The following is a 21,612-nucleotide window of genomic DNA, read 5'->3' as shown; positions in this document are numbered from 1 at the left end:
CTTGATTTTGCATTTTTTTTGAAGATAGGTTATAATAGTTCTAATATCCTGGGGTCGTTACGGATTCGACAGGCATTATGAGGCATATTTTGCAACCCGTGTGGCGACGTAAACGCTCAGTTAAATATAACTGCAAAAAATAACACTTCTTACGCTCTAGCTGCCTAAAAACCAGCAGGCGTGACCTGATTTGGATTGCTCGTGTTCAATGACAGGTCTTATGATTAGCGAGATACGATCAAGCCTTGTCTAGTGGTTTGATAAGAGATTAATAGACTCGCAGTTCCTAGGCTTGAGTTATGTGTCGAGGGACTGTTAAAACAATACATAACCTATGGTTGTAGACAAATATGTTGGCAGGTGTTTGGACGTGGGTTCGACTCCCACCGGCTCCATTATGAACAGGTATACAGTAGATTTTTTCCAAATTGTATCCTTTGTTGTATCCTATTTATTCTAGTATGTTAGTGGAGAATTACTCAAGAGGCTGAAGAGGACGGTTTGCTAAATCGTTAGGTCGGGTAACTGGCGCGGGGGTTCGAATCCCCCATTCTCCGTTAGATAAACCCAGTGTTTTTCTAAATAACTATCCTTGGAGGTAGTCTCCAAGAGTAAATTTTCATAATGAGGTGAAACATGAAAAAGATCAAGTTACTAAGTATCTTAGCACTTTCGACGGTTGTCTTGGGTGCATGTTCTGTATTTTCTAATCAGTCATCTGAAGCTTCTTCTGATAACAAGGAGAATACGGAACAAGTTGAGAAGAAGGATGAAGCAGCAGAAGTTAAAGAAAAAGTTACAAAAGATGCTGAAATTCTCTTAGACTCAGTTCTTACTAGCGACTCTGCTCGATTTAAGAAGATTTATGGCGACACTTATGAAAAATGGACTGAGGCTGTGTTTGCAGTTCAAACAAGTGAAAAAATCAAAGAAGAAGGGCTTTCACCTGCGTCTACCTACTCAGTACAATGGCACAAAGATTTCCCTGTAGAAACTCCAGAAGAAACCATTTCAGGTTTCTTGAAGATGAGACGTAGATTATATCAAGATATCGGTTCATACACTGTTAAAGACGTGAAGGTTGATGAATCAGGAAATACAGCGACTGTTACTTTCAACTCTAAGAAGTTACACTCTAAAGGATTGGCTTCATCTACAAGGGAAGTTCTCACTACTCTTATTGGAGGTGTTGATAACCTAGGTAAATACAATCAAGCTGGTTCAAACGTTGACATCAAGCGTTACCAAACATTGGTTTCTTTCTGGATTTTTGAGCATCTATTTAAGAAAGATTTCTCAACATACAGTGACGTTGACCCTAACTTAGCTCATACACCTTTCACTACTGGTGATTTTGATACTGAAATCAAATTAACTAAGGATAAGGATGGAAACTGGTTGATTTCTCAAGAAGATTACCGTACTTTAGCAACAGAGTTGCTTGATGATACAGAAGGTTATGATAAAATTGTCCGTAAAAACTCAACGAAGTCTAATAACAAATCAACAGACAAGTCTTCTGATAAATCTTCAGACAAATCCACTGATAAATCAACAGACAAATCTTCAGATAAAAAAGATAAAAGTAATATCTAATCTTTAGATTTAAAAGAAAAACAAGTAGTCTTAATAAACTACTTGTTTTTTATAAATTAGGATAGGGCAGGATACAAAAATGTGGTGTGATAGTTAGAGTAACTCAGCCTTTCATTTCTAGATATTGTTCTTAGAACGATAAAAAACTGCATTGAGGTGCAGTTTTTCTTTTTTCTACGGAAGACATGGGATTCGAACCCACGCACGCTGTTACACGCCTACCGCGTTTCCAACACGGCCTCTTAAGCCTCTTGAGTAATCTTCCAATACTTACTCAAATAGTCTACCATAAAGCCACTTATCTTGCAATAAAAATTTTGGAAATAAGAAAAATGATAGAATTTGAAAGAAAATGATAAAAAATGCTTGACTTCGCCAAAAATTGTGCTAGAATGAATAGTGTAAACGATAACAGGAGGTGATTTGGTGTTAAAAACCGAGCGGAAGCAACTGATTTTAGAGGAGTTAAATCAACATCATGTAGTTTCCTTAGAAAAATTGGTTAGTCTATTAGAAACATCAGAATCGACAGTACGAAGAGATTTGGACGAGTTGGAGGCGGAGAACAAGCTTCGCCGTGTGCATGGTGGAGCAGAATTGCCCCACTCCTTGCAGGAAGAAGAAACCATCCAAGAAAAATCTGTCAAAAACCTTCAAGAGAAGAAGCTACTGGCTCAGAAAGCAGCCTCTCTTATCAAGGAACAAGATGTTATCTTTATCGATGCTGGAACGACAACTGCTTTTTTAATCAAGGAATTGGTTAATAAGAATATTACAGTTGTGACCAACTCCATTCACCATGCGGTTCAGTTGGTTGAAAAACAGATTCCAACAGTCATGGTTGGAGGAAGTGTCAAGATGGCAACAGATGCATGTATCGGTGGTGTTGCTCTTAACCAAATCAATCAATTGCACTTTGACCGTGCCTTTATCGGGATGAATGGTGTGGACGATGGTTATTATACAACTCCTGATATGGAGGAGGGAGCCGTTAAGCGTGCTATTTTAGAGAATGCCAAACAGACTTATGTCTTGGTCGATTCGTCTAAGATTGGTCAAACTTGCTTTGCCAAGGTCGCACCACTTAAACGCGCTATTGTCATCACAAGTCAAGGGCATGAGCTCTTGCAGGCTATTAAGAAGAAAACGGAGGTAATAGAAGTATGATTTATACAGTCACACTTAATCCATCCATAGACTATATCGTGCGCTTGGACCAGGTTCAAGTTGGCAATGTCAATCGTATGGACAGTGATGATAAGTTTGCTGGTGGGAAAGGAATCAATGTTAGCCGTGTTTTGAAGCGCTTGGATATTCCTAATACTGCGACTGGATTTATTGGAGGATTTACTGGTAAATTTATCACAGATACTTTGGCAGAAGAGGAAATTGAGACACGTTTTGTTCAAGTAGCAGAAGATACTCGTATCAATGTTAAAATCAAAGCAGACCAAGAAACAGAAATCAACGGGACTGGTCCTAATGTTGAACCGGCTCAGCTAGAAGAATTGAAAGCTATCTTATCTAGTTTAACAGCAGAAGATACAGTGGTGTTTGCAGGTTCAAGTGCTAAGAATCTAGGTAATGTTATCTACAAAGATTTGATTGCCTTGACACGCCAGACTGGTGCGCAAGTGGTTTGTGACTTTGAAGGACAGACCTTGATTGATAGTTTGGACTACCAGCCACTTTTGGTTAAACCAAACAATCACGAGCTTGGAGCTATCTTTGGAGTGAAACTCGAAAGTTTAGATGAAATCGAGAACTATGCTCGTCAGTTACTGGCCAAAGGTGCTCAAAACGTTATCATCTCTATGGCTGGCGACGGTGCTCTTCTTGTCACATCTGAGGGATCTTACTTCGCCAAACCTATCAAGGGAACAGTCAAAAATTCAGTGGGAGCTGGCGACTCAATGGTTGCTGGATTTACCGGTGAATTTGTCAAATCAAAAGACGCAGTAGAAGCCTTCAAATGGGGAGTGGCTTGTGGAACAGCAACTACCTTCTCGGATGACTTGGCAACAGCGGAATTTATTAAAGAAACATATGAAAAAGTTGAGGTAGAAAAACGATGAAAATTCAAGACCTATTGAGAAAAGATGTCATGTTGCTGGATTTGCAGGCAACTGAAAAAACAGCTGTCATCGAAGAGATGATTAAAAGTTTGGTAGATCACGGTTACGTGACGGATTTTGAAACCTTTAAAGAAGGAATCTTAGCGCGTGAAGCTCTAACTTCCACTGGTTTGGGTGATGGAATCGCTATGCCTCACAGCAAGAACTCTGCAGTTAAAGAAGCTACGGTTCTCTTTGCTAAGTCAAACAAGGGTGTTGACTACGAAAGCTTAGATGGGCAACCAACAGATCTCTTCTTCATGATTGCAGCTCCAGAAGGTGCCAATGATACTCACTTGGCAGCCTTGGCAGAATTGTCTCAATACTTGATGAAAGACGGATTTGCTGACAAACTTCGTCAAGTAACATCTGCAGATCAAGTTATCGAACTCTTTAACCAAGCTTCAGAAAAAGCTGAGGAGCCTGTTCAAGTACCTGCTAATGACTCTGACGACTTTATCGTAGCTGTTACAGCTTGTACGACAGGTATTGCCCACACATACATGGCTCAAGAAGCCCTTCAAAAAGTGGCTGCTGAAATGGGTGTTGGGATTAAGGTTGAAACAAACGGAGCTAGCGGTGTTGGTAACCAACTAACTGTAGAGGACATCCGCAAGGCTAAAGCTGTTATCATCGCTGCTGACAAGGCTGTAGAGATGGATCGCTTTGATGGAAAACCTTTGGTTAACCGTCCAGTTGCAGACGGTATCCGTAAGACAGAAGAGCTGATCAACTTGGCTCTTTCAGGAGATGCTGAAGTTTATCGTGCTGCTAATGGAGCAAAAGCTGCAACAGCATCTAATGAAAAACAAAGTATCGGTGGAGCTTTCTACAAACACTTGATGAGTGGTGTATCTCAAATGTTACCATTCGTTATCGGTGGTGGTATCATGATTGCCCTCGCCTTCTTAATCGACGGAGCTTTTGGTGTGCCACAAGATAGTCTTGGCAACCTCGGATCCTACCATGAACTAGCTTCTATGTTCATGAAAATCGGTGGGGCTGCCTTTGGCTTGATGCTTCCAGTTTTTGCAGGATACGTAGCCTACTCTATCGCTGAAAAACCAGGTTTGGTAGCAGGTTTTGTGGCTGGTGCTATTGCCAAAGAAGGTTTTGCCTTTGGTAAAATCCCTTATGCTGCAGGAGGTGAAGCAACTTCAACCCTTGCAGGTGTCTCATCTGGTTTCCTAGGTGCCCTTGTTGGTGGATTTATCGCAGGTGCTTTGGTTCTTGCTATCAAGAAATACGTTAAAGTTCCTCGTTCACTTGAAGGTGCTAAATCTATCCTTATCCTACCGCTTTTCGGAACAATCTTGACAGGATTTGTTATGTTGGCTGTCAATATTCCAATGGCAGCAATCAACACTGCTATGAATAACTTCTTAGGCGGTCTTGGAGGAGGTTCAGCTGTCCTTCTCGGTATCGTTCTTGGTGGAATGATGGCTGTCGACATGGGTGGGCCTGTCAATAAAGCAGCCTATGTCTTTGGTACAGGTACGCTTGCAGCGACTGTTTCTTCAGGTGGTTCTGTAGCTATGGCAGCAGTTATGGCGGGAGGAATGGTACCTCCACTTGCTATCTTTGTCGCAACCCTTCTTTTCAAAGATAAATTTACCAAAGAAGAACGCAACTCTGGTTTGACAAACATCATCATGGGCTTGTCATTTATCACTGAGGGAGCGATCCCATTTGGTGCCGCTGACCCAGCTCGTGCGATCCCAAGCTTCATTCTTGGTTCAGCAGTAGCAGGTGGACTCGTTGGTCTTGCAGGAATCAAACTTATGGCGCCACACGGAGGAATCTTCGTCATCGCTCTTACTTCAAATGCCCTTCTTTACCTTGCCTTTGTATTGGTTGGCGCAATTGTAAGTGGTGTGGTTTATGGTTACCTACGCAAGCCACAAGCATAAAATGGATTAGAATAGAAAGATTGTTACCATTTGGTGCAATCTTTTTCTCTATTCGAAATGGTTGTGAAATATGGTATAATAGAAGAATGGCAAACAAGAATACTACAAAAACAAGACGGAGACCGTCTAAAGCAGAACTCGAAAGAAAACAGGCTATCCAGAGGATGTTGATTTCCTTAGGAATTGCCTTATTGTTGATTATTGCAGCCCTCAAACTCGGAGCGGCAGGTGTCACTCTTTACAATCTCATTCGACTGGTGGTTGGAAGTTTGGCCTATGTTGCTATAGGTGCCCTCCTCATCTATCTTTTTCTTTTTAAATGGATACGCAAGCAAGAGGGACTTCTGTCAGGATTTCTTTGTATCTTCGCTGGCTTGCTCTTGATTTTTGAGGCCTACTTGGTATGGAAATTTGGCTTGGAGCAGTCAGTCCTAAAAGGGACCCTGTCTCAAGTTATGACGGACCTGACTGGTATGCGGGTGACTAGCTTTGCTGGTGGAGGCCTGCTTGGTGTTGGACTCTATATCCCCATATCCTTTCTTTTCTCCAATATCGGATCGTACTTTATTGGACTTCTCTTGATTCTAGTTGGGGCACTCTTGGTTAGTCCCTGGTCTATTTATGATGTTGCAGCCTTTAGTGGAGCTCAGTTCAGATCCTTCATGGAAAAACAGGAACAGAGAAAACAAGAACGCTTCATCAAGAGAGAAGAAGAGAAGGCTCGTCAAGAAGCTGAAGAAGCAGCCAGAATTCAGAGAGAACAAGAAGAACAGGATGCATTACCGCTTCCTCCTGTAGATCCTGAAACGGGAGAAATCTTATCAGAGGTACCAGACTACGATTTCCCCCCAATTCCTGAGGAAGAGTGGATCGAACCGGAGATTATCCTCCCTCAAACTGATTTTGACGTTCCAGATGTGGAAGAAGATTTTGAGGATGAAGAGGTGCAGGTTGATTTTTCTGCCAAAGAAGCCCTTGAATACAAACTGCCAAGCTTGCAACTCTTTGCGCCAGATAAACCCAAAGATCAGTCCAAGGAAAAGAAGATTGTTCGAGAAAATATCAAAATCCTAGAAGAAACCTTTGCTAGCTTTGGTATCAAGGTGACGGTGGAACGGGCTGAAATTGGGCCATCAGTTACCAAGTATGAAGTCAAGCCAGCAGTTGGTGTACGGGTTAACCGTATTTCCAATCTGGCAGACGACTTAGCGCTAGCTCTGGCGGCTAAGGATGTTCGGATAGAGGCTCCAATCCCTGGTAAATCCTTAGTTGGAATTGAGGTTCCTAACTCTGAGATTGCGACTGTTTCCTTCCGTGAACTCTGGGAACAGTCTCAGACTAAACCAGAAAATCTCCTCGAAATTCCTCTAGGTAAGGCTGTCAATGGAACGGCTCGAACCTTTGATCTTTCCAAGATGCCCCACCTACTTGTTGCAGGTTCGACGGGATCAGGGAAGTCAGTCGCAGTTAACGGTATTATCGCTAGCATTCTCATGAAAGCAAGACCAGATCAGGTCAAGTTTATGATGGTGGATCCAAAGATGGTTGAGTTATCGGTTTACAATGACATTCCTCACCTCTTGATTCCAGTTGTGACAAATCCACGCAAGGCCAGCAAGGCTCTGCAAAAGGTTGTGGATGAGATGGAAAATCGTTACGAACTCTTTGCTAAGGTTGGAGTACGAAATATCGCTGGTTACAATGCCAAGGTAGAGGAATTTAATAGCCAATCTGAGTACAAACAAGTGCCACTTCCTTTGATTGTTGTCATTGTGGATGAGTTGGCAGACCTCATGATGGTGGCTAGCAAGGAAGTAGAAGATGCCATCATTCGTCTCGGACAGAAGGCGCGTGCCGCAGGGATTCACATGATTCTCGCAACGCAACGTCCATCGGTTGATGTCATCTCTGGTCTCATTAAAGCCAATGTCCCATCTCGTGTGGCTTTTGCAGTTTCATCAGGTACAGATTCACGAACCATCTTGGATGAAAATGGAGCAGAGAAACTACTCGGTCGAGGAGATATGCTCTTTAAACCAATTGATGAAAATCACCCAGTCCGTCTACAAGGATCCTTTATCTCAGATGATGATGTCGAACGCATCGTAAACTTCATCAAGGCTCAGGCGGATGCGGACTACGATGAGAGTTTTGACCCAGGAGATGTCCCTGAAAATGAAGGAGATTTCTCTGATGGTGAAGCTGGTGGCGATCCGCTTTTTGAAGAAGCTAAGGCTTTGGTTATTGAAACCCAGAAAGCTAGCGCTTCGATGATTCAGCGTCGTTTGTCTGTTGGATTTAACCGTGCAACCCGCCTGATGGAGGAACTCGAAATGGCAGGTGTCATCGGTCCAGCTGAGGGAACCAAACCACGAAAAGTATTGCAACAATAAAAAAATAACTTCTTTCCAAATTTGGAAAGAAGTTATTTTTTTGATTACTGGTTCGTTTTAGTTTCAGAACTCGTCGTATTTGACTGTGTTCCATTATCGCTTGTTTCTTTATTTGTAGCTGGTGTAGAAGAGTCCTGAGTTGTTGTCTTCTGTTCTTCTTTTTTCTCCTCTTTTTTATTGGATTGAGAAGTTTCTTCTTGCGTGGTATTTTCTTTAGTAGAAGTGTTGTCCCTGTTAGGAGTAGTATTTTCCTGAGGGGCTTCCTTTTGAATTTCCTTGACAACAGTTGTTTGGGTTGTCGTCGGTTCTTTTTTGTTGTTTTTGTTATTATCCATAGCGTTCATGATGGTAATAGTAGCGGTGATGAGGCCAAGGATACTACCGATGGTAGCAATCGTTTTTTGAAAGACAGTAAATCCCTTTTTGATGTGTTCTGTTTTTGGTTTTGAAGTTCTACGATAGTTAGACATGATACTCTCCTTTAATTATGATTTATTATACCTCATTTCTTTAAAAAAATCTTAAAAAAAGAGGAATCCCCCTTCCTTGTCGCAGGTCTCTTTTCGTGATACAATAGAAGAAGTGATTTTAGAAAGCGTGAGAAAACATGATCTACTTTGATAATTCGGCGACAACCAAGCCTTATCCTGAAGCACTTGAAACTTACATGCAGGTCGCTTCAAAAATTGTAGGAAATCCGTCTAGTCTCCATCGTTTGGGAGATCAGGCAACACGAATTTTAGATGCTTCCCGGCAGCAAATTGCAGATTTGATTGGCAAGAAAAGTGATGAAATCTTCTTTACCTCTGGTGGAACAGAAGGAGATAACTGGGTCATCAAGGGTGTGGCCTTTGAAAAAGCCCAGTTTGGCAAGCACATCATTGTGTCAGCTATTGAACATCCAGCAGTCAAGGAATCAGCCCTTTGGCTGAAAAGTCAAGGTTTTGAGATAGATTTTGCTCCAGTTGATGAGAAAGGATTTGTGGATGTTGAGGCTCTAGGAGCATTGATACGACCTGATACGATCCTCGTTTCCATCATGGCAGTTAACAATGAAATCGGCTCTATCCAGCCTATTGAGGCCATCTCAGAACTTTTGGCAGACAAGCCAACTATTTCCTTCCATGTTGATGCAGTTCAGGCACTCGCTAAGATTCCGACTGAAAAATATCTGACAGATCGAGTGGATTTTGCAACCTTTTCGAGTCATAAGTTTCATGGTGTCAGAGGTGTTGGCCTTGTCTATATCAAGTCTGGTAAGAAGATTACGCCTCTTTTAACAGGTGGTGGTCAAGAGGGAGACTATCGTTCGACAACTGAAAATGTGGCAGGTATTGCAGCGACAGCCAAAGCTCTCCGTTTATCTATGGAAAAATTAGCTATCTTTGCTAGTAAGACAGGGCAGATGAAGGCAGTCATTCGTCAAGCCCTTCTGGATTATCCAGATATTTTTGTCTTTTCAGATGAGGAAGACTTTGCCCCTCATATCCTGACTTTTGGGATTAAAGGTGTTCGTGGTGAAGTCATTGTTCACGCTTTTGAAGACTATGACATTTTCATTTCCACAACCTCTGCTTGTTCGTCCAAGGCAGGAAAACCTGCGGGGACCTTGATTGCCATGGGAGTGGACAAGGATAAGGCCCAGTCAGCTGTGCGTCTAAGCCTAGACTTGGAAAATGATATGAGTCAGGTCGAGCAGTTTTTGACCAAGCTAAAATTAATTTACAATCAAACTAGAAAAGTAAGATAGGAGCATTTATGCAGTATTCAGAAATTATGATTCGTTACGGAGAATTATCAACCAAACACAAAAATCGTATGCGTTTCATCAATAAACTTCGTAATAATATTTCGGACGTTTTGTCCATCTATCCCCAAGTTAAGGTAACCGCAGATCGCGACCGTGCCCACGCTTACCTCAATGGAGCTGATTATACAGCAGTTGCAGAATCGCTCAAACAAGTCTTTGGGATTCAAAACTTTTCTCCTGTGTATAAGATTGAAAAGTCAGTGGACGTTCTGAAGTCTGCTGTCCAAGAGATTATGAAGGAAATCTACAAGGAAGGGATGACCTTTAAAATCACTAGCAAGCGTAGCGACCACAACTTTGAACTCGATAGTCGTGAACTGAATCAAACTCTTGGTGGAGCTGTTTTCGAGGCTATTCCAAACGTACAAGCTCAGATGAAAAATCCAGATATTAATCTTCAGGTTGAGATTCGTGAAGATGCTGCCTATCTTTCCTATGAAACCTTTCGTGGAGCAGGAGGATTACCTGTGGGAAGTTCTGGTAAAGGCATGCTCATGTTGTCAGGAGGGATTGACTCACCTGTAGCAGGTTATCTAGCTCTTAAACGTGGGGTAGATATTGAAGCCGTCCACTTTGCTAGCCCGCCATACACAAGTCCTGGTGCCCTCAAGAAAGCCCACGATTTGACTCGAAAATTGACCAAGTTTGGTGGAAATATCCAGTTTATCGAAGTACCTTTCACAGAGATTCAAGAAGAAATCAAGGCTAAGGCGCCAGAAGCCTACCTCATGACCTTGACGCGTCGTTTTATGATGCGCATTACCGACCGTATCCGTGAGGTACGAAATGGTTTAGTTATCATCAATGGGGAAAGTCTTGGCCAAGTAGCTAGCCAGACCTTGGAAAGTATGCAGACTATCAACGCTGTGACCAGCACTCCAGTCATTCGCCCTGTGGTTACTATGGATAAGTTGGAAATCATTGACATCGCTCAGGCAATCGATACCTTTGAAATTTCAATCCAGCCTTTTGAAGACTGCTGTACTATTTTTGCACCTGACCGTCCTAAGACTAATCCTAAGATAGAGAATGCAGAGCAGTATGAAAAACGCATGGATGTTGAAGGCTTGGTTGAGAGAGCCGTGGCAGGTATCATGATTACTGAAATCACTCCCCAGGTTGAAAAAGATGCTGTCGATGAGTTAATTGATAATCTCCTCTAATCAGAAAACCCAGAAGAATTCAGAAAAATAAATGAAAAAAGTTAGTTATTTATCCTTAAAATGGACATTAACTGACTTTTTTTCTATTTTTATGGTATAATAAGATAAAATTTTGAATATAGAGAGTTTTCTGACAATGAATCATTCCTACTTTTACTTAAAAATGAAAGAACACAAACTCAAGGTTCCTTATACTGGAAAAGAGCGTCGTGTGCGTGTTCTTCTGCCTAAGGACTACGAGAAAGACACAGACCGTTTTTATCCTGTTGTTTACTTTCATGATGGACAAAATGTCTTTTACAGCAAGGAGTCTTATATCGGACACTCTTGGAAGATTATTCCAGCTATTAAGCGGAATCCTGATATCAGTCGCATGATTGTCGTTGCCATAGATAATGACGGTATGGGGCGGATGAATGAGTATGCGGCTTGGAAGTTTCAAGAATCTCCTATCCCAGGCCAGCAGTTTGGCGGTAAGGGTGTGGAGTATGCCGAGTTTGTCATGGAGGTGGTCAAGCCTTTTATCGATGAAACCTACCGAACCAAAGCTGATCGCCAGAATACAGCTATGATTGGTTCGTCACTAGGAGGCAATATTACCCAATTTATCGGACTAGAGTACCAAGACCGAATTGGTTGTCTAGGTGTTTTTTCATCTGCCAACTGGCTTCACCAAGAAGCCTTTAACCGCTATATCGAGCGGAAGAAATTGTCGCCTGAACAGCGCATTTTCATCTATGTAGGAACAGAAGAAGCAGACGATACGGACAAGACCTTGATGGCTGGCAATATTAAACAAGCCTATATCGACTCGTCGCTTCGCTATTACCGTGATTTGATTGCAGGTGGAGTAGGCTTGGATAATCTTGTCTTGAAAGTTCAGTCTGGTGCCATCCATAGTGAAATACCTTGGTCGGAAAATTTACCAGACTGTCTCCGATTTTTTGCAGAGAAATGGTAAGTTAAGAAAGGAGAAAGCCAATGCATATTGAAAACCTTAGCCACTGGAGTGGCAATCTCAACCGTGAAATGTACCTCAACCGTTATGGACATGCTGGGATTCCAGTTGTTGTTTTTGCTTCATCTGGTGGCAGTCACAACGAATACTATGATTTTGGCATGATCGACGCCTGTGCTTCCTTTATCGAGGAAGGGCGCGTCCAGTTCTTTACGCTCTCCAGTGTTTACAGTGAGAGCTGGCTGGCTACTTGGAAAAATGGTCATGACCAGGCGGAGATGCATCGTGCCTACGAACGCTATGTGATTGAGGAGGCCATTCCTTTTATCAAGCACAAGACAGGTTGGTTTGATGGCATGATGACGACAGGTTGCTCGATGGGGGCCTATCATGCACTCAATTTCTTTCTCCAGCATCCAGATGTCTTTACCAAGGTGATTGCCCTCAGTGGTGTTTACGACGCACGTTTCTTCGTTGGCGATTACTACAATGATGATGCTATTTACCAAAACTCGCCTGTAGATTATATCTGGAATCAAAACGATGGCTGGTTTATTGATCGTTACCGTCAGGCAGAAATCGTTGTCTGTACGGGCCTTGGTGCCTGGGAACAAGATGGTCTACCATCTTTCTACAAGCTCAAAGAAGCCTTTGACCAGAAACAAATTCCAGCCTGGTTTGCTGAATGGGGACACGATGTCGCCCACAACTGGGAATGGTGGCGTAAACAAATGCCCTATTTTCTTGGACACCTGTATCTATAAAAGGAGTTGCCTATGAATTACCTTGTTATTTCTCCCTACTATCCGCAAAACTTTCAACAGTTTACCATCGAGCTAGCCAATAAAGGCATCACCGTTTTGGGGATTGGTCAAGAACCTTACGAACAACTAGATGAACCTTTGCGAAATAGCCTAACTGAGTATTTCCGTGTGGACAATCTTGAGAACATAGACGAAGTAAAACGTGCTGTTGCCTTTCTGTTCTACAAGCATGGACCAATCGACCGCATCGAGTCCCACAATGAATACTGGCTTGAGCTGGACGCAACACTCAGAGAGCAATTCAATATTTTTGGTGCCAAACCAGAGGATCTCAAAAAGACCAAGTTTAAGTCTGATATGAAGAAACTTTTCAAAAAAGCAGGTGTCCCTGTGGTACCTGGTGCTGTTATCCATACGGAAGCAGATGTGGATAAAGCAGTGACCGAAATCGGTCTACCAATGATTGCCAAACCTGATAATGGAGTGGGAGCGGCAGCAACCTTTAAGCTTGAGACAGAAGACGATGTAAATCACTTTAAGGCTGAATGGGACCATTCAACCGTTTATTTCTTTGAAAAATTTGTCACTTCTAGCGAAATCTGTACTTTTGACGGGCTTGTGGACAAAGATGGCAACATCGTCTTTTCAACGACTTTCGACTACGCCCATACACCACTTGATCTCATGATTTATAAGATGGACAATTCCTACTATGTACTCAAGGATATGGATCCCAAACTGCGCAAGTATGGCGAGGCCATTGTCAAGGAATTTGGTATGAAAGAGCGCTTTTTCCATATCGAGTTTTTCCGTGACGGGGATGACTACATTGCCATTGAGTACAATAACCGTCCTGCAGGTGGCTTTACCATTGATGTTTATAACTTTGCCCACTCCTTGGATCTCTACCGAGGTTATGCAGCTATTGTCGCAGGAGAAGAGTTCCCAGCATCAGAGTTTGAACCTCAATACTGTCTAGCTACATCACGTCGTGCCAATGCAAACTATGTCTATTCAGAAGAAGACTTGCTTGCTAAGTACAGCCAGCAATTCAAGGTCAAAAAAATCATGCCAGCAGCCTTTGCAGAGCTACAAGGGGACTACCTTTATATGTTGACCACTCCGAGTCGCCAAGAGATGGAGCAGATGATTGCAGATTTTGGTCAACGTCAAGAATAACGATTAGGACAAAAGGAGTTTGACTTCTTTTGTCCTTTTCTTAAAGATAAGTTAAATAAAGCGTTTTCCAGAGATTCTTTTAGAAAAGATATTGCTAAAAGGCCTAAAAATTGATAGAATAAGGATTGTCTAAAAAAATTTAAGGAGAATCTATCAAATGGATTTTACATGGGCTATTAAATATGCCACAGAATTCTTGGGAACTGCTATTTTGATCATTCTTGGTAATGGTGCAGTTGCTAACGTTGAACTTAAAGGTACGAAAGGTCACCAAAGTGGCTGGCTCGTTATCGCGGTTGGTTATGGTATGGGGGTTATGATCCCAGCCTTGATGTTTGGTAATGTATCTGGTAACCACATCAACCCAGCTTTCACTCTTGGACTTGCTGTTAGTGGACTTTTCTCTTGGGAGCAAGTACCATATTACATCCTAGCACAAGTTTTGGGAGCAATCTTTGGTCAAGCTTTGGTTGTAGCGACTCACCGTCCTTACTACTTGAAGACAGAAAATCCAAACAATATCTTGGGTACCTTCTCAACGATTTCAAGCATCGACCACGGTACAAAAGAATCACGTTTTGCAGCTACTGTTAACGGTTTCCTCAATGAGTTTGTAGGTTCATTTGTTCTTTTCTTTGCAGCACTTGGTTTGACTAAAAACTTCTTTGGTGCTGAGGTTCTTCAATACATGAAACAAATGGCTACTCAAGCTGGACAAACTGTTGATTTAAGTGAATTGGCAGTGAAAGCTCAAGTAGCTCCACATACAGCTGCTGGGATCTCAGTTGCGCACTTGGCACTTGGTTTCCTAGTAATGGCCTTGGTAACTTCACTCGGTGGACCTACTGGACCTGGTTTGAACCCAGCTCGTGACTTTGGACCACGTCTTCTTCATGAACTCCTTCCAAAATCAGTTCTTGGTCAACACAAGGGTGATTCAAAATGGTGGTATGCATGGGTTCCGGTTGTAGCTCCAATTGCAGCGGGTATTGCAGCAGTAGCACTATTTAAACTACTTTACCTATAAAAAATAAAACTGGGGAATCCCAGTTTTTTTGTTATAAAATTTCTAAATAAAATAGATATGGCTTGTAAAATATTCGAAAATCCTTTAAAATAAAAGAGTTGGAGGAATTTATGAATGTGAATGAGATTGTTCGGATCGTTCCGACTTTGAAAGTTAATAATCGAAAATTAAATGAAAAATTTTACATTGAAACCCTAGGGATGAAACCTTTGCTGGAAGAGTCTGCCTTTCTTTCCTTAGGTGATCAGACAGGTACTGAAAGATTGATTTTAGAAGAGGCTCCAAGCATGCGAACACGCAGAGTTGAAGGGCTTAAGAAGCTAGCTAGACTCTTGATAAAGGTTGAGAATCCTTCTGAAATCGAGGCCCTCCTTTCTCAGATGAAGTCTCTTCCTCGCCTATTTAAAGGAAACCGTGGGTATGCTTTTGAGATTGTTTCTCCTGAAGAGGATGTGATCCTTGTTCATGCAGAAGATGATATAAGAGATTTGGTTCCACTGGAAACTGTTCCTGAATTTTATTCAAATACAAGTATAAAATACGTGAGCCAATTTGAGGTTTCTATGGAGTTGCGTTTACCTGAAGGGACAGAGAGTTTACTTGATCCCGAAGGAGTAGCGCCAGTAATTACCTTTACTAAAGGACAAGGACCAGATTTGGCTGTTGAAAACAATGTCACTTGGGACCTGACGATGTTAAAATTTTTAGTCAAGAATTTTGATCTAACCAGTCTTCGTCAGAAATTTGAAAAGACAGGCTACTTTGTCCCTAAGTCTGAAAAATTCTTCCTCGGTAAAGATACCAATAACATTGAATTGTGGTTTGAAGAAGCATGAAGTGGGAAAAAATTCTAAGAAAAATAGAAAATCAAATTGAGGCAGGGATTTATCCCGGGGCCTCTTTTGCGTATTATAAGGATGGTGAATGGAAAGAGTCTTATCTAGGATTGAGTGATCCAGAAAGAGACTTGAAGACAGAAAGTGGTTTGGTTTATGATCTAGCCAGTGTGAGTAAGGTCGTGGGAGTGGGGACGGTTTTGACCTTCTTGTGGCAGCAGGGCACATTCGATATTGAGCGACCGGTAACGGATTTTTTACCGGAGTGTGATTATCCTGATATCACTATACGGCAGCTTCTGACCCATGCCACAGACTTGGACCCCTTTATTCCCAATCGAGACAAGTTAAGGGCAGAGGAATTAAGAGAAGCCATGTTTCACCTCAACAGACGAAATCAGCCAGCCTTCCTATACTCGGACGTTCACTTTTTACTCTTGGGCTTTCTTTTGGAAAAAATCTTTAACCAAGACTTGGATCAGATTATAAAAAAACAAGTTTTGGAACCATGGGGGATGAAGGAAACGATGTTTGGTCCTGTTGAGCAAGCTGTACCAACAGTGAGAGGGGTGGAGGCCGGAAACATTCACGATCCCAAAGCCCGTCTATTAGGGAAACACGCAGGAAGTGCTGGTTTGTTTTCGACTGTTAAGGATTTGCAGATTTTTCTGGAACATTATTTGAAAGATGATTTTGCAGCAGAATTGAGCCGAAATTTTTCTCCTTTAGATGATAAGGAGCGGTCTCTATCATGGAATCTGGAAGGAGCTTGGCTCGACCATACGGGTTATACAGGTACCTTCATTATGTGGAATCGAGAGAAGCAGGAGGCGGCTATCTTTTTATCCAATCGAACGTATGAGAAGGATGAGCGTGCCCAGTGGATAGTCGATCGAAACCAAGTGATGGAAATGATTCGTCAAGAGGAGTAGGAAGAAGTATGTCAAAAACCGTAAAAGGAACTCTGTATACAGTAGTGGCGGGGATTGCTTGGGGCTTGTCTGAAACCAGTGGCCAATACCTGATGGCACACGGGATTTCTGCTTTAGTCTTGACCAATTTGCGACTTATCATTGCAGGCTTGGCACTGGTGTTCTTATCCTACGTGACTGCAAAGAATAAACTCTATGCTTTTATAAAAGACAGAAAAAGTCTGCTATCTCTGTTGCTATTTGCAGTGTTCGGACTTTTCTTAAACCAGTTTGCCTATCTTTCTGCCATTCAGGAGACCAATGCTGGAACAGCGACAGTTCTCCAGTATGTGTGCCCCGTTGGGATCTTGGTTTATACCTGTATGAAAGATAGGGTAGCACCGACACTGGCTGAGATTATTTCGATTGGATTGGCTATAGGAGGAACTTTTCTGATTGCGACGCACGGGAAAGTTGACCAGTTATCTGTCACACCCCTAGGTCTGTTCTGGGGCCTCTTTTCAGCCTTGACCTATGCCCTCTATATCATCCTTCCTATTGCTTTGATTAAGAAGTGGGGCAGTATTTTGGTGATTGGTGTTGGGATGGTTATTTCTGGTGTAGTGGCTATTCCTTTCACAGGAGTCTTACAGGCCAGCATACCAACCAGCTTAGATTTTCTCTTTGCATTTGCTGGGATTATCATCATCGGAACGGTTTTTGCCTATACAGCTTTCCTAAAAGGAGCTAGTCTGATAGGCCCTGTTAAGTCTAGTTTATTAGCTTCCATAGAACCAATTTCTGCCGTTTTCTTTGCCTTTCTGATTATGAAGGAACAGTTTTATGCGATTGATTTTGTCGGTATGGCTATGATTTTACTAGCCGTGACCATTATTTCTTTGAAAGATTTACTGTTGGAAATAAAGAGTAAGTAATTAAAAAATCCACTCAATCGAGTGGATTTTGTGTATATAGATGATTAGTCTTTGTTTTCGTGTGGCAAGATCAAGTTCAAGATGATTCCTGTCATGGCTGATAAAGCAGTACCTGAAAGTGTAACTGGCCCAAGTTTGAGGATGGCTCCCCCAAGTCCAAGTACTAACATGGCACTAGCAATGATGAGGTTACGCATTTGACTGAAGTCAACGCGTTCCTTAATCAAAACTTTCAAACCGTTGCTGGCGATAACTCCGTAGAGAAGGATGGACATGCCACCAAGCACAGCATTTGGAATGGTTGAAATCAAGGCAGTAAATTTCCCTAGGAAGCTAAGAGCAATGGCGATGAAGGCCGCGTTACGGATAACGGAGACAGAAGCGATACGAGTCATCCCGATAACCCCTGTATTTTCTCCGTAGGTCGTATTAGCTGGTCCACCGAGGAAGGCTGATACAGATGTCGCGATACCATCACCAAGAAGCGTACGGTGAAGTCCTGGTTCTTTCAGGAATTGACGGCCACAGATTTGGCTTAAAACTGTGTGGTCTCCGATGTGTTCTGAAATGGTTACAATAGCGATTGGCAAGATGGCGATTGTTTCAGGACCGAAGTACAAGTTGTACTCTTTAAAGGCTCCACCTGTACTAAATGGCAAGTAGAAACCAGGAATTTCAAACCAATTGGCTTGAAGGACTGGGGTAAAGTCAACCAAACCAAGCATCATAGCGAAGATGTACCCACCGATGATGGCAAAGAGGAAAGGAATGATACGAAGGAAACCTTTTCCTTTTGTATTGATAAAGGCGGCAATCAAGAATGTAACAACGGCTACAAGGGCGTTTTTCCAGTTTCCGTCTGCTACGAGTCCAGCATTCGTTACAGCAGAACCAGCAAGACCAAGACCGATAACGATAATCATAGGTCCGATAATGATTGGGGGCAAGAGTTTATCAATCCATTTCGTACCTGCAAAACGAACACTTGCTGCTACAAGAACATAGACCAAACCAGTCAAGATTACCCCCGTTTGAGCAGCAGATACATCGCCCCCCATTTCTTTCATGGCTAAAGACATAGCCGTGATAAAGGCGAATGAAGAACCTAGGTAAACTGGAACCTTAAAGCCAGTAGAAATCATGTAGATAAGTGTTCCAATACCGGATGCAAAGAGAGCAACCGATACGGGCATTCCCAAAATTAAGGGAACGAGAATGGTTGCGCCAAACATGGCAAATACGTGCTGGAAGCTTAGAAGAATACCTTTACCAGCAGAAGGACGTTGATCAACGTCTAGTAACAAGTCAACAGTTGATTCCTGTTTCATAAAAACCTCACTTTTGGGCACCAAAAAAGAGCCCATTATTTTGCAGCAATAGGCCCTCAGAGTAAGACTTTTTAAAAAATAGCTATCTTTTAAAAATTTATATAAATCTGCGCCTTCGTCACCTCACAGGATGACATTAAAAACCTTTGCTTAGGATAGTATAGCAGAAAAAATTCGTTTTGTAAACGAATTTTTCCCGATCCCAGAAATGTGAGAGTGAGGTCCGTTTTGTAAACGAATTTTTCCCGATCCTAGAAATGTGAGAGCGAAGTTGATTTTGTAAATGGTTTTCTGAATTTTAAACAAGGGGCACCATTGTTTAAAGTGGGCGTTTGTTGGGCATGCCAGCCTTACGTGGATATTTATTTGGGGTTTCTTTTTTCTTTTCGACCACAGTGATGTAGCGCGGATCTCCATTTGGCAGGGCATAGCTGAGGTTGTCCTCTACCTTACTAAAGAGGAGGTTAAGGGCATTCTTGGCTTCTAGCAATTCCTCAGGAGCATTGCTGGCCTTGAGTGCCAATAGTTTGCCGCCAACTTTAAGATAGGGAATGGTCAGCTCAGACAAAACCTGCATACGGGCAACCGCACGAGCCGTCACCATATCAAACTGGGCACGGAAGTTCTTGTCTTGGGCAAAGTCTTCTGCCCGTCCATGGTAGAAGTGAACACCATCCAAATCCAACTCCTGAGCCAAAAGCTGAAGGAAGTTAATGCGCTTATTGAGCGAATCAATGATGGTCACCTCCAACTGAGGATAGAGAATTTTCATGGGCAGACTAGGAAATCCTGCCCCCGCTCCGATATCAAGAAGTTTGATAGTTTCATTTGAAATCAAGCCTTGCAGAATAGGTGCAATCGAATCGTAAAAATGTTTGAGATAAACTTCTTCTTTGTCTGTAATAGCGGTCAGGTTAATCTTTTCATTCCACTCGACCAAGAGCTCAAAATAGCGTTCAAATTGGTTCTTTTGCTGGTCCGAAAGTGAAATATTTTGCTCAGCTAGTAGGCTGTAAAATGTTTCTGGTTTCATAGTAGTTTCCTTCTCTAGTATCATCTTATTTTACCATATTCATTAAAAATTTGATATACTGGTAGTAATCTAAAAGCAGAAAGGAATAAGATTATGACTTGGATTATTCTTGGAGTTTTGGCTCTGATTGTTATTTTTGTGATTGTTAGCTATAACGATTTGGTTAAAAATCGTATGCAGACCAAGGAGGCTTGGAGCCAGATCGATGTTCAGTTGAAGCGTCGTAATGATCTCCTCCCAAACTTGATTGAAACAGTCAAAGGCTATGCCAAATATGAAGGTTCTACCTTGGAAAAAGTGACAGAACTTCGTAGACAAGTAGCCGCAGCAACTTCACCGGCAGAAGCTATGAAGGCCAGTGATGCCCTTACCCGCCAGATTTCTGGTATCTTTGCAGTAGCAGAGAATTACCCAGACTTGAAAGCTAGTGCTAACTTTATCAAATTGCAAGAAGAGTTGACCAATACAGAAAATAAAATTTCTTACTCACGCCAACTTTACAACAGTGTTGTCAGCAACTACAATGTAAAACTTGAAAGTTTCCCAAGCAACATCATCGCAGGACTATTTGGCTTTAAAGCTGCAGACTTCCTTCAAACACCTGAAGAGGAAAAGGCAGTTCCTAAAGTTGACTTTAGCGGTTTAGGTGACTAAGATGTTGTTTGATCAAATTGCGAGCAATAAACGAAAAACCTGGATTTTGTTGCTGGTTTTCTTCCTACTCTTGGCCTTGGTTGGTTATGCGGTTGGCTATCTCTTCATGCGCTCAGGTCTTGGGGGTATGATTATAGCCCTAATCATCGGTTTTGTCTATGCATTAACTATGATCTTTCAATCGACAGAGATTGTCATGTCCATGAATGGGGCGCGTGAGGTTGATGAGCAAACAGCGCCAGACCTCTACCATGTAGTAGAAGATATGGCCATGGTTGCTCAGATTCCTATGCCGCGTGTTTTCATTATTGAGGATTCTTCTTTAAATGCCTTTGCAACAGGTTCGAATCCGCAGAATGCAGCTGTCGCAGCCACTTCGGGTCTTCTGGCTATCATGAATCGTGAGGAGCTAGAAGCTGTTATGGGGCATGAAGTCAGTCATATCCGAAACTACGATATCCGCATTTCGACCATTGCTGTTGCCCTTGCAAGTGCCATTACCCTTCTGTCTAGTATGGCAGGACGGATGATGTGGTGGGGAGGCGCTGATCGCAGACGGAGTGATAATGATCGCGATGGAAATGGTTTGGAGATTATCATGCTTGTTATCTCTCTCTTAGCCATTGTTCTAGCACCTCTCGCAGCAACCTTGGTGCAACTTGCCATTTCCCGTCAGAGGGAATTTCTAGCGGATGCATCCAGTGTGGAGCTGACTCGTAATCCTCAAGGGATGATCAATGCCTTGCGTAAGTTGGAGGATAGCGAGCCGATGCATCACCATGTTGACGATGCCAGCAGCGCTCTTTATATCAATGATCCCAAGAAAGGTGGGGGACTTCAAAAACTCTTTTATACCCACCCACCTATCTCAGAACGAATCGAACGCTTGAAACAGATGTAAGAAAATCCAGAGAAATCTCTCTGGATTTTTGCTTTTAGTGTTTCGCTTTTAACTTGTTATCTCACCAAAAAATAGTATAATATATGTAATTCAATATAAT

At 42.3% G+C, this 21,612-nt stretch carries 19 protein-coding genes, 2 tRNA genes and 1 other RNA gene; 18 read left to right on the top strand and 4 right to left on the bottom strand.

The window, feature by feature from the left end:
* The first annotated feature begins 50 nt into the window (after positions 1–50).
* From ssrA to KX728_RS06155, 3 genes are all read left to right on the top strand, one after another.
* Positions 51–398: a transfer-messenger RNA gene (gene ssrA / locus KX728_RS06165) on the top strand.
* Positions 399–469: 71 nt separating this feature from the next.
* Positions 470–557, top strand: a tRNA-Ser gene (locus KX728_RS06160).
* Positions 558–636: 79 nt separating this feature from the next.
* A complete protein-coding gene (locus tag KX728_RS06155) occupies positions 637–1,596 on the top strand; it encodes a hypothetical protein (RefSeq protein ID WP_212575716.1) in 960 nt (319 codons plus the stop codon).
* A 177-nt stretch (positions 1,597–1,773) separates the two neighbouring features.
* Here KX728_RS06155 and KX728_RS06150 read toward each other — a convergent pair.
* Positions 1,774–1,861, bottom strand: a tRNA-Ser gene (locus KX728_RS06150).
* Between the two features lie 161 nt (positions 1,862–2,022).
* Here KX728_RS06150 and KX728_RS06145 point away from each other — a divergent pair.
* The 4 genes from KX728_RS06145 to KX728_RS06130 all read left to right on the top strand — a co-directional run bounded on the left by KX728_RS06145 (position 2,023) and on the right by KX728_RS06130 (position 8,013).
* Positions 2,023–2,763, top strand: coding sequence for a DeoR/GlpR family DNA-binding transcription regulator (locus KX728_RS06145; protein ID WP_000920660.1), 741 nt, complete (start codon positions 2,023–2,025; stop codon positions 2,761–2,763).
* A complete protein-coding gene (gene pfkB / locus KX728_RS06140; RefSeq protein ID WP_049520746.1) occupies positions 2,760–3,671 on the top strand; it encodes a 1-phosphofructokinase in 912 nt (303 codons plus the stop codon). Before KX728_RS06145 ends, pfkB begins: the two co-directional genes overlap by 4 nt.
* Complete coding sequence (locus KX728_RS06135) at positions 3,668–5,620, top strand: PTS fructose transporter subunit IIABC (protein WP_215804526.1); 1,953 nt, start codon at positions 3,668–3,670, stop codon at positions 5,618–5,620. Before pfkB ends, KX728_RS06135 begins: the two co-directional genes overlap by 4 nt.
* A gap of 86 nt (positions 5,621–5,706) precedes the next feature.
* Positions 5,707–8,013, top strand: coding sequence for a DNA translocase FtsK (locus KX728_RS06130; RefSeq protein ID WP_215804527.1), 2,307 nt, complete (start codon positions 5,707–5,709; stop codon positions 8,011–8,013).
* Positions 8,014–8,057: 44 nt separating this feature from the next.
* Here the strand turns inward: KX728_RS06130 and KX728_RS06125 are convergent, their stop codons facing one another.
* Positions 8,058–8,483: a DUF6556 family protein gene (locus tag KX728_RS06125; protein WP_215804528.1), complete on the bottom strand. Its 426-nt coding sequence runs from the start codon at positions 8,481–8,483 to the stop codon at positions 8,058–8,060.
* A gap of 137 nt (positions 8,484–8,620) precedes the next feature.
* On the opposite strand from KX728_RS06125, the gene KX728_RS06120 reads away from it, so the two are divergent.
* From KX728_RS06120 to KX728_RS06080, 9 genes are all read left to right on the top strand, one after another.
* On the top strand, positions 8,621–9,763 hold the full coding sequence (locus tag KX728_RS06120; protein ID WP_215804529.1) for a cysteine desulfurase family protein: 1,143 nt from the start codon (positions 8,621–8,623) through the stop codon (positions 9,761–9,763).
* 8 nt (positions 9,764–9,771) lie between these two features.
* Complete coding sequence (gene thiI, locus KX728_RS06115) at positions 9,772–10,986, top strand: tRNA uracil 4-sulfurtransferase ThiI (RefSeq protein WP_215804530.1); 1,215 nt, start codon at positions 9,772–9,774, stop codon at positions 10,984–10,986.
* Positions 10,987–11,122: 136 nt separating this feature from the next.
* On the top strand, positions 11,123–11,947 hold the full coding sequence (locus tag KX728_RS06110) for an alpha/beta hydrolase (RefSeq protein WP_215804531.1): 825 nt from the start codon (positions 11,123–11,125) through the stop codon (positions 11,945–11,947).
* Between the two features lie 20 nt (positions 11,948–11,967).
* Positions 11,968–12,708, top strand: coding sequence for an esterase family protein (locus KX728_RS06105; RefSeq protein ID WP_215804532.1), 741 nt, complete (start codon positions 11,968–11,970; stop codon positions 12,706–12,708).
* A gap of 12 nt (positions 12,709–12,720) precedes the next feature.
* Positions 12,721–13,887 carry an ATP-grasp domain-containing protein gene (locus KX728_RS06100; protein ID WP_215804533.1) on the top strand — a complete coding sequence of 389 codons (1,167 nt, stop codon included), beginning with the start codon at positions 12,721–12,723 and terminating at the stop codon, positions 13,885–13,887.
* Positions 13,888–14,044: 157 nt separating this feature from the next.
* On the top strand, positions 14,045–14,914 hold the full coding sequence (gene gla, locus KX728_RS06095) for an aquaglyceroporin Gla (RefSeq protein WP_000348117.1): 870 nt from the start codon (positions 14,045–14,047) through the stop codon (positions 14,912–14,914).
* Positions 14,915–15,024: 110 nt separating this feature from the next.
* Positions 15,025–15,750, top strand: coding sequence for a CppA N-terminal domain-containing protein (locus tag KX728_RS06090; protein WP_001102077.1), 726 nt, complete (start codon positions 15,025–15,027; stop codon positions 15,748–15,750).
* Entirely contained in the window at positions 15,747–16,682 is a 936-nt protein-coding gene (locus KX728_RS06085) for a serine hydrolase domain-containing protein (RefSeq protein ID WP_000870774.1), read from the top strand. Before KX728_RS06090 ends, KX728_RS06085 begins: the two co-directional genes overlap by 4 nt.
* Positions 16,683–16,690: 8 nt before the next feature.
* Positions 16,691–17,596, top strand: coding sequence for a DMT family transporter (locus KX728_RS06080; protein ID WP_215804534.1), 906 nt, complete (start codon positions 16,691–16,693; stop codon positions 17,594–17,596).
* Positions 17,597–17,640: 44 nt separating this feature from the next.
* Here KX728_RS06080 and KX728_RS06075 read toward each other — a convergent pair whose 3' ends face one another.
* Both KX728_RS06075 and rsmG read right to left on the bottom strand, forming a co-directional pair.
* Positions 17,641–18,924: a uracil-xanthine permease family protein gene (locus tag KX728_RS06075; protein ID WP_000808282.1), complete on the bottom strand. Its 1,284-nt coding sequence runs from the start codon at positions 18,922–18,924 to the stop codon at positions 17,641–17,643.
* 319 nt (positions 18,925–19,243) lie between these two features.
* Positions 19,244–19,957 (bottom strand): 16S rRNA (guanine(527)-N(7))-methyltransferase RsmG, encoded by a 714-nt coding sequence (rsmG, locus tag KX728_RS06070; RefSeq protein ID WP_215804535.1) that lies wholly within the window; start codon positions 19,955–19,957, stop codon positions 19,244–19,246.
* Between the two features lie 93 nt (positions 19,958–20,050).
* Here rsmG and KX728_RS06065 point away from each other — a divergent pair, with 93 nt between their 5' ends.
* Both KX728_RS06065 and htpX read left to right on the top strand, forming a co-directional pair.
* A complete protein-coding gene (locus KX728_RS06065) occupies positions 20,051–20,611 on the top strand; it encodes a LemA family protein (protein WP_215804536.1) in 561 nt (186 codons plus the stop codon).
* Position 20,612: 1 nt separating this feature from the next.
* A complete protein-coding gene (htpX, locus tag KX728_RS06060) occupies positions 20,613–21,512 on the top strand; it encodes a zinc metalloprotease HtpX (protein ID WP_000895750.1) in 900 nt (299 codons plus the stop codon).
* Positions 21,513–21,612 lie beyond the last annotated feature (100 nt).

The organism is Streptococcus oralis, from assembly GCF_019334565.1.
Taxonomy (GTDB): domain Bacteria; phylum Bacillota; class Bacilli; order Lactobacillales; family Streptococcaceae; genus Streptococcus; species Streptococcus oralis_CR.
This window is presented reverse-complemented; position numbering and strand designations above follow the sequence as displayed.

Bases quoted from the DNA above. Each gene is read 5' to 3' on its own strand.
- KX728_RS06155 (WP_212575716.1), top strand. From the start codon at position 637: ATGAAAAAGATCAAGTTACTAAGTATCTTAGCACTTTCGACGGTTGTC.
- gla (WP_000348117.1), top strand. From the start codon at position 14,045: ATGGATTTTACATGGGCTATTAAATATGCCACAGAATTCTTGGGAACT.
- KX728_RS06130 (WP_215804527.1), top strand. From the start codon at position 5,707: ATGGCAAACAAGAATACTACAAAAACAAGACGGAGACCGTCTAAAGCA.
- KX728_RS06125 (WP_215804528.1), bottom strand. From the start codon at position 8,483: ATGTCTAACTATCGTAGAACTTCAAAACCAAAAACAGAACACATCAAA.
- KX728_RS06120 (WP_215804529.1), top strand. From the start codon at position 8,621: ATGATCTACTTTGATAATTCGGCGACAACCAAGCCTTATCCTGAAGCA.
- KX728_RS06105 (WP_215804532.1), top strand. From the start codon at position 11,968: ATGCATATTGAAAACCTTAGCCACTGGAGTGGCAATCTCAACCGTGAA.
- KX728_RS06110 (WP_215804531.1), top strand. From the start codon at position 11,123: ATGAATCATTCCTACTTTTACTTAAAAATGAAAGAACACAAACTCAAG.
- htpX (WP_000895750.1), top strand. From the start codon at position 20,613: ATGTTGTTTGATCAAATTGCGAGCAATAAACGAAAAACCTGGATTTTG.
- KX728_RS06085 (WP_000870774.1), top strand. From the start codon at position 15,747: ATGAAGTGGGAAAAAATTCTAAGAAAAATAGAAAATCAAATTGAGGCA.
- KX728_RS06075 (WP_000808282.1), bottom strand. From the start codon at position 18,924: ATGAAACAGGAATCAACTGTTGACTTGTTACTAGACGTTGATCAACGT.
- KX728_RS06065 (WP_215804536.1), top strand. From the start codon at position 20,051: ATGACTTGGATTATTCTTGGAGTTTTGGCTCTGATTGTTATTTTTGTG.
- KX728_RS06080 (WP_215804534.1), top strand. From the start codon at position 16,691: ATGTCAAAAACCGTAAAAGGAACTCTGTATACAGTAGTGGCGGGGATT.
- rsmG (WP_215804535.1), bottom strand. From the start codon at position 19,957: ATGAAACCAGAAACATTTTACAGCCTACTAGCTGAGCAAAATATTTCA.
- KX728_RS06090 (WP_001102077.1), top strand. From the start codon at position 15,025: ATGAATGTGAATGAGATTGTTCGGATCGTTCCGACTTTGAAAGTTAAT.
- thiI (WP_215804530.1), top strand. From the start codon at position 9,772: ATGCAGTATTCAGAAATTATGATTCGTTACGGAGAATTATCAACCAAA.
- KX728_RS06100 (WP_215804533.1), top strand. From the start codon at position 12,721: ATGAATTACCTTGTTATTTCTCCCTACTATCCGCAAAACTTTCAACAG.
- pfkB (WP_049520746.1), top strand. From the start codon at position 2,760: ATGATTTATACAGTCACACTTAATCCATCCATAGACTATATCGTGCGC.
- KX728_RS06135 (WP_215804526.1), top strand. From the start codon at position 3,668: ATGAAAATTCAAGACCTATTGAGAAAAGATGTCATGTTGCTGGATTTG.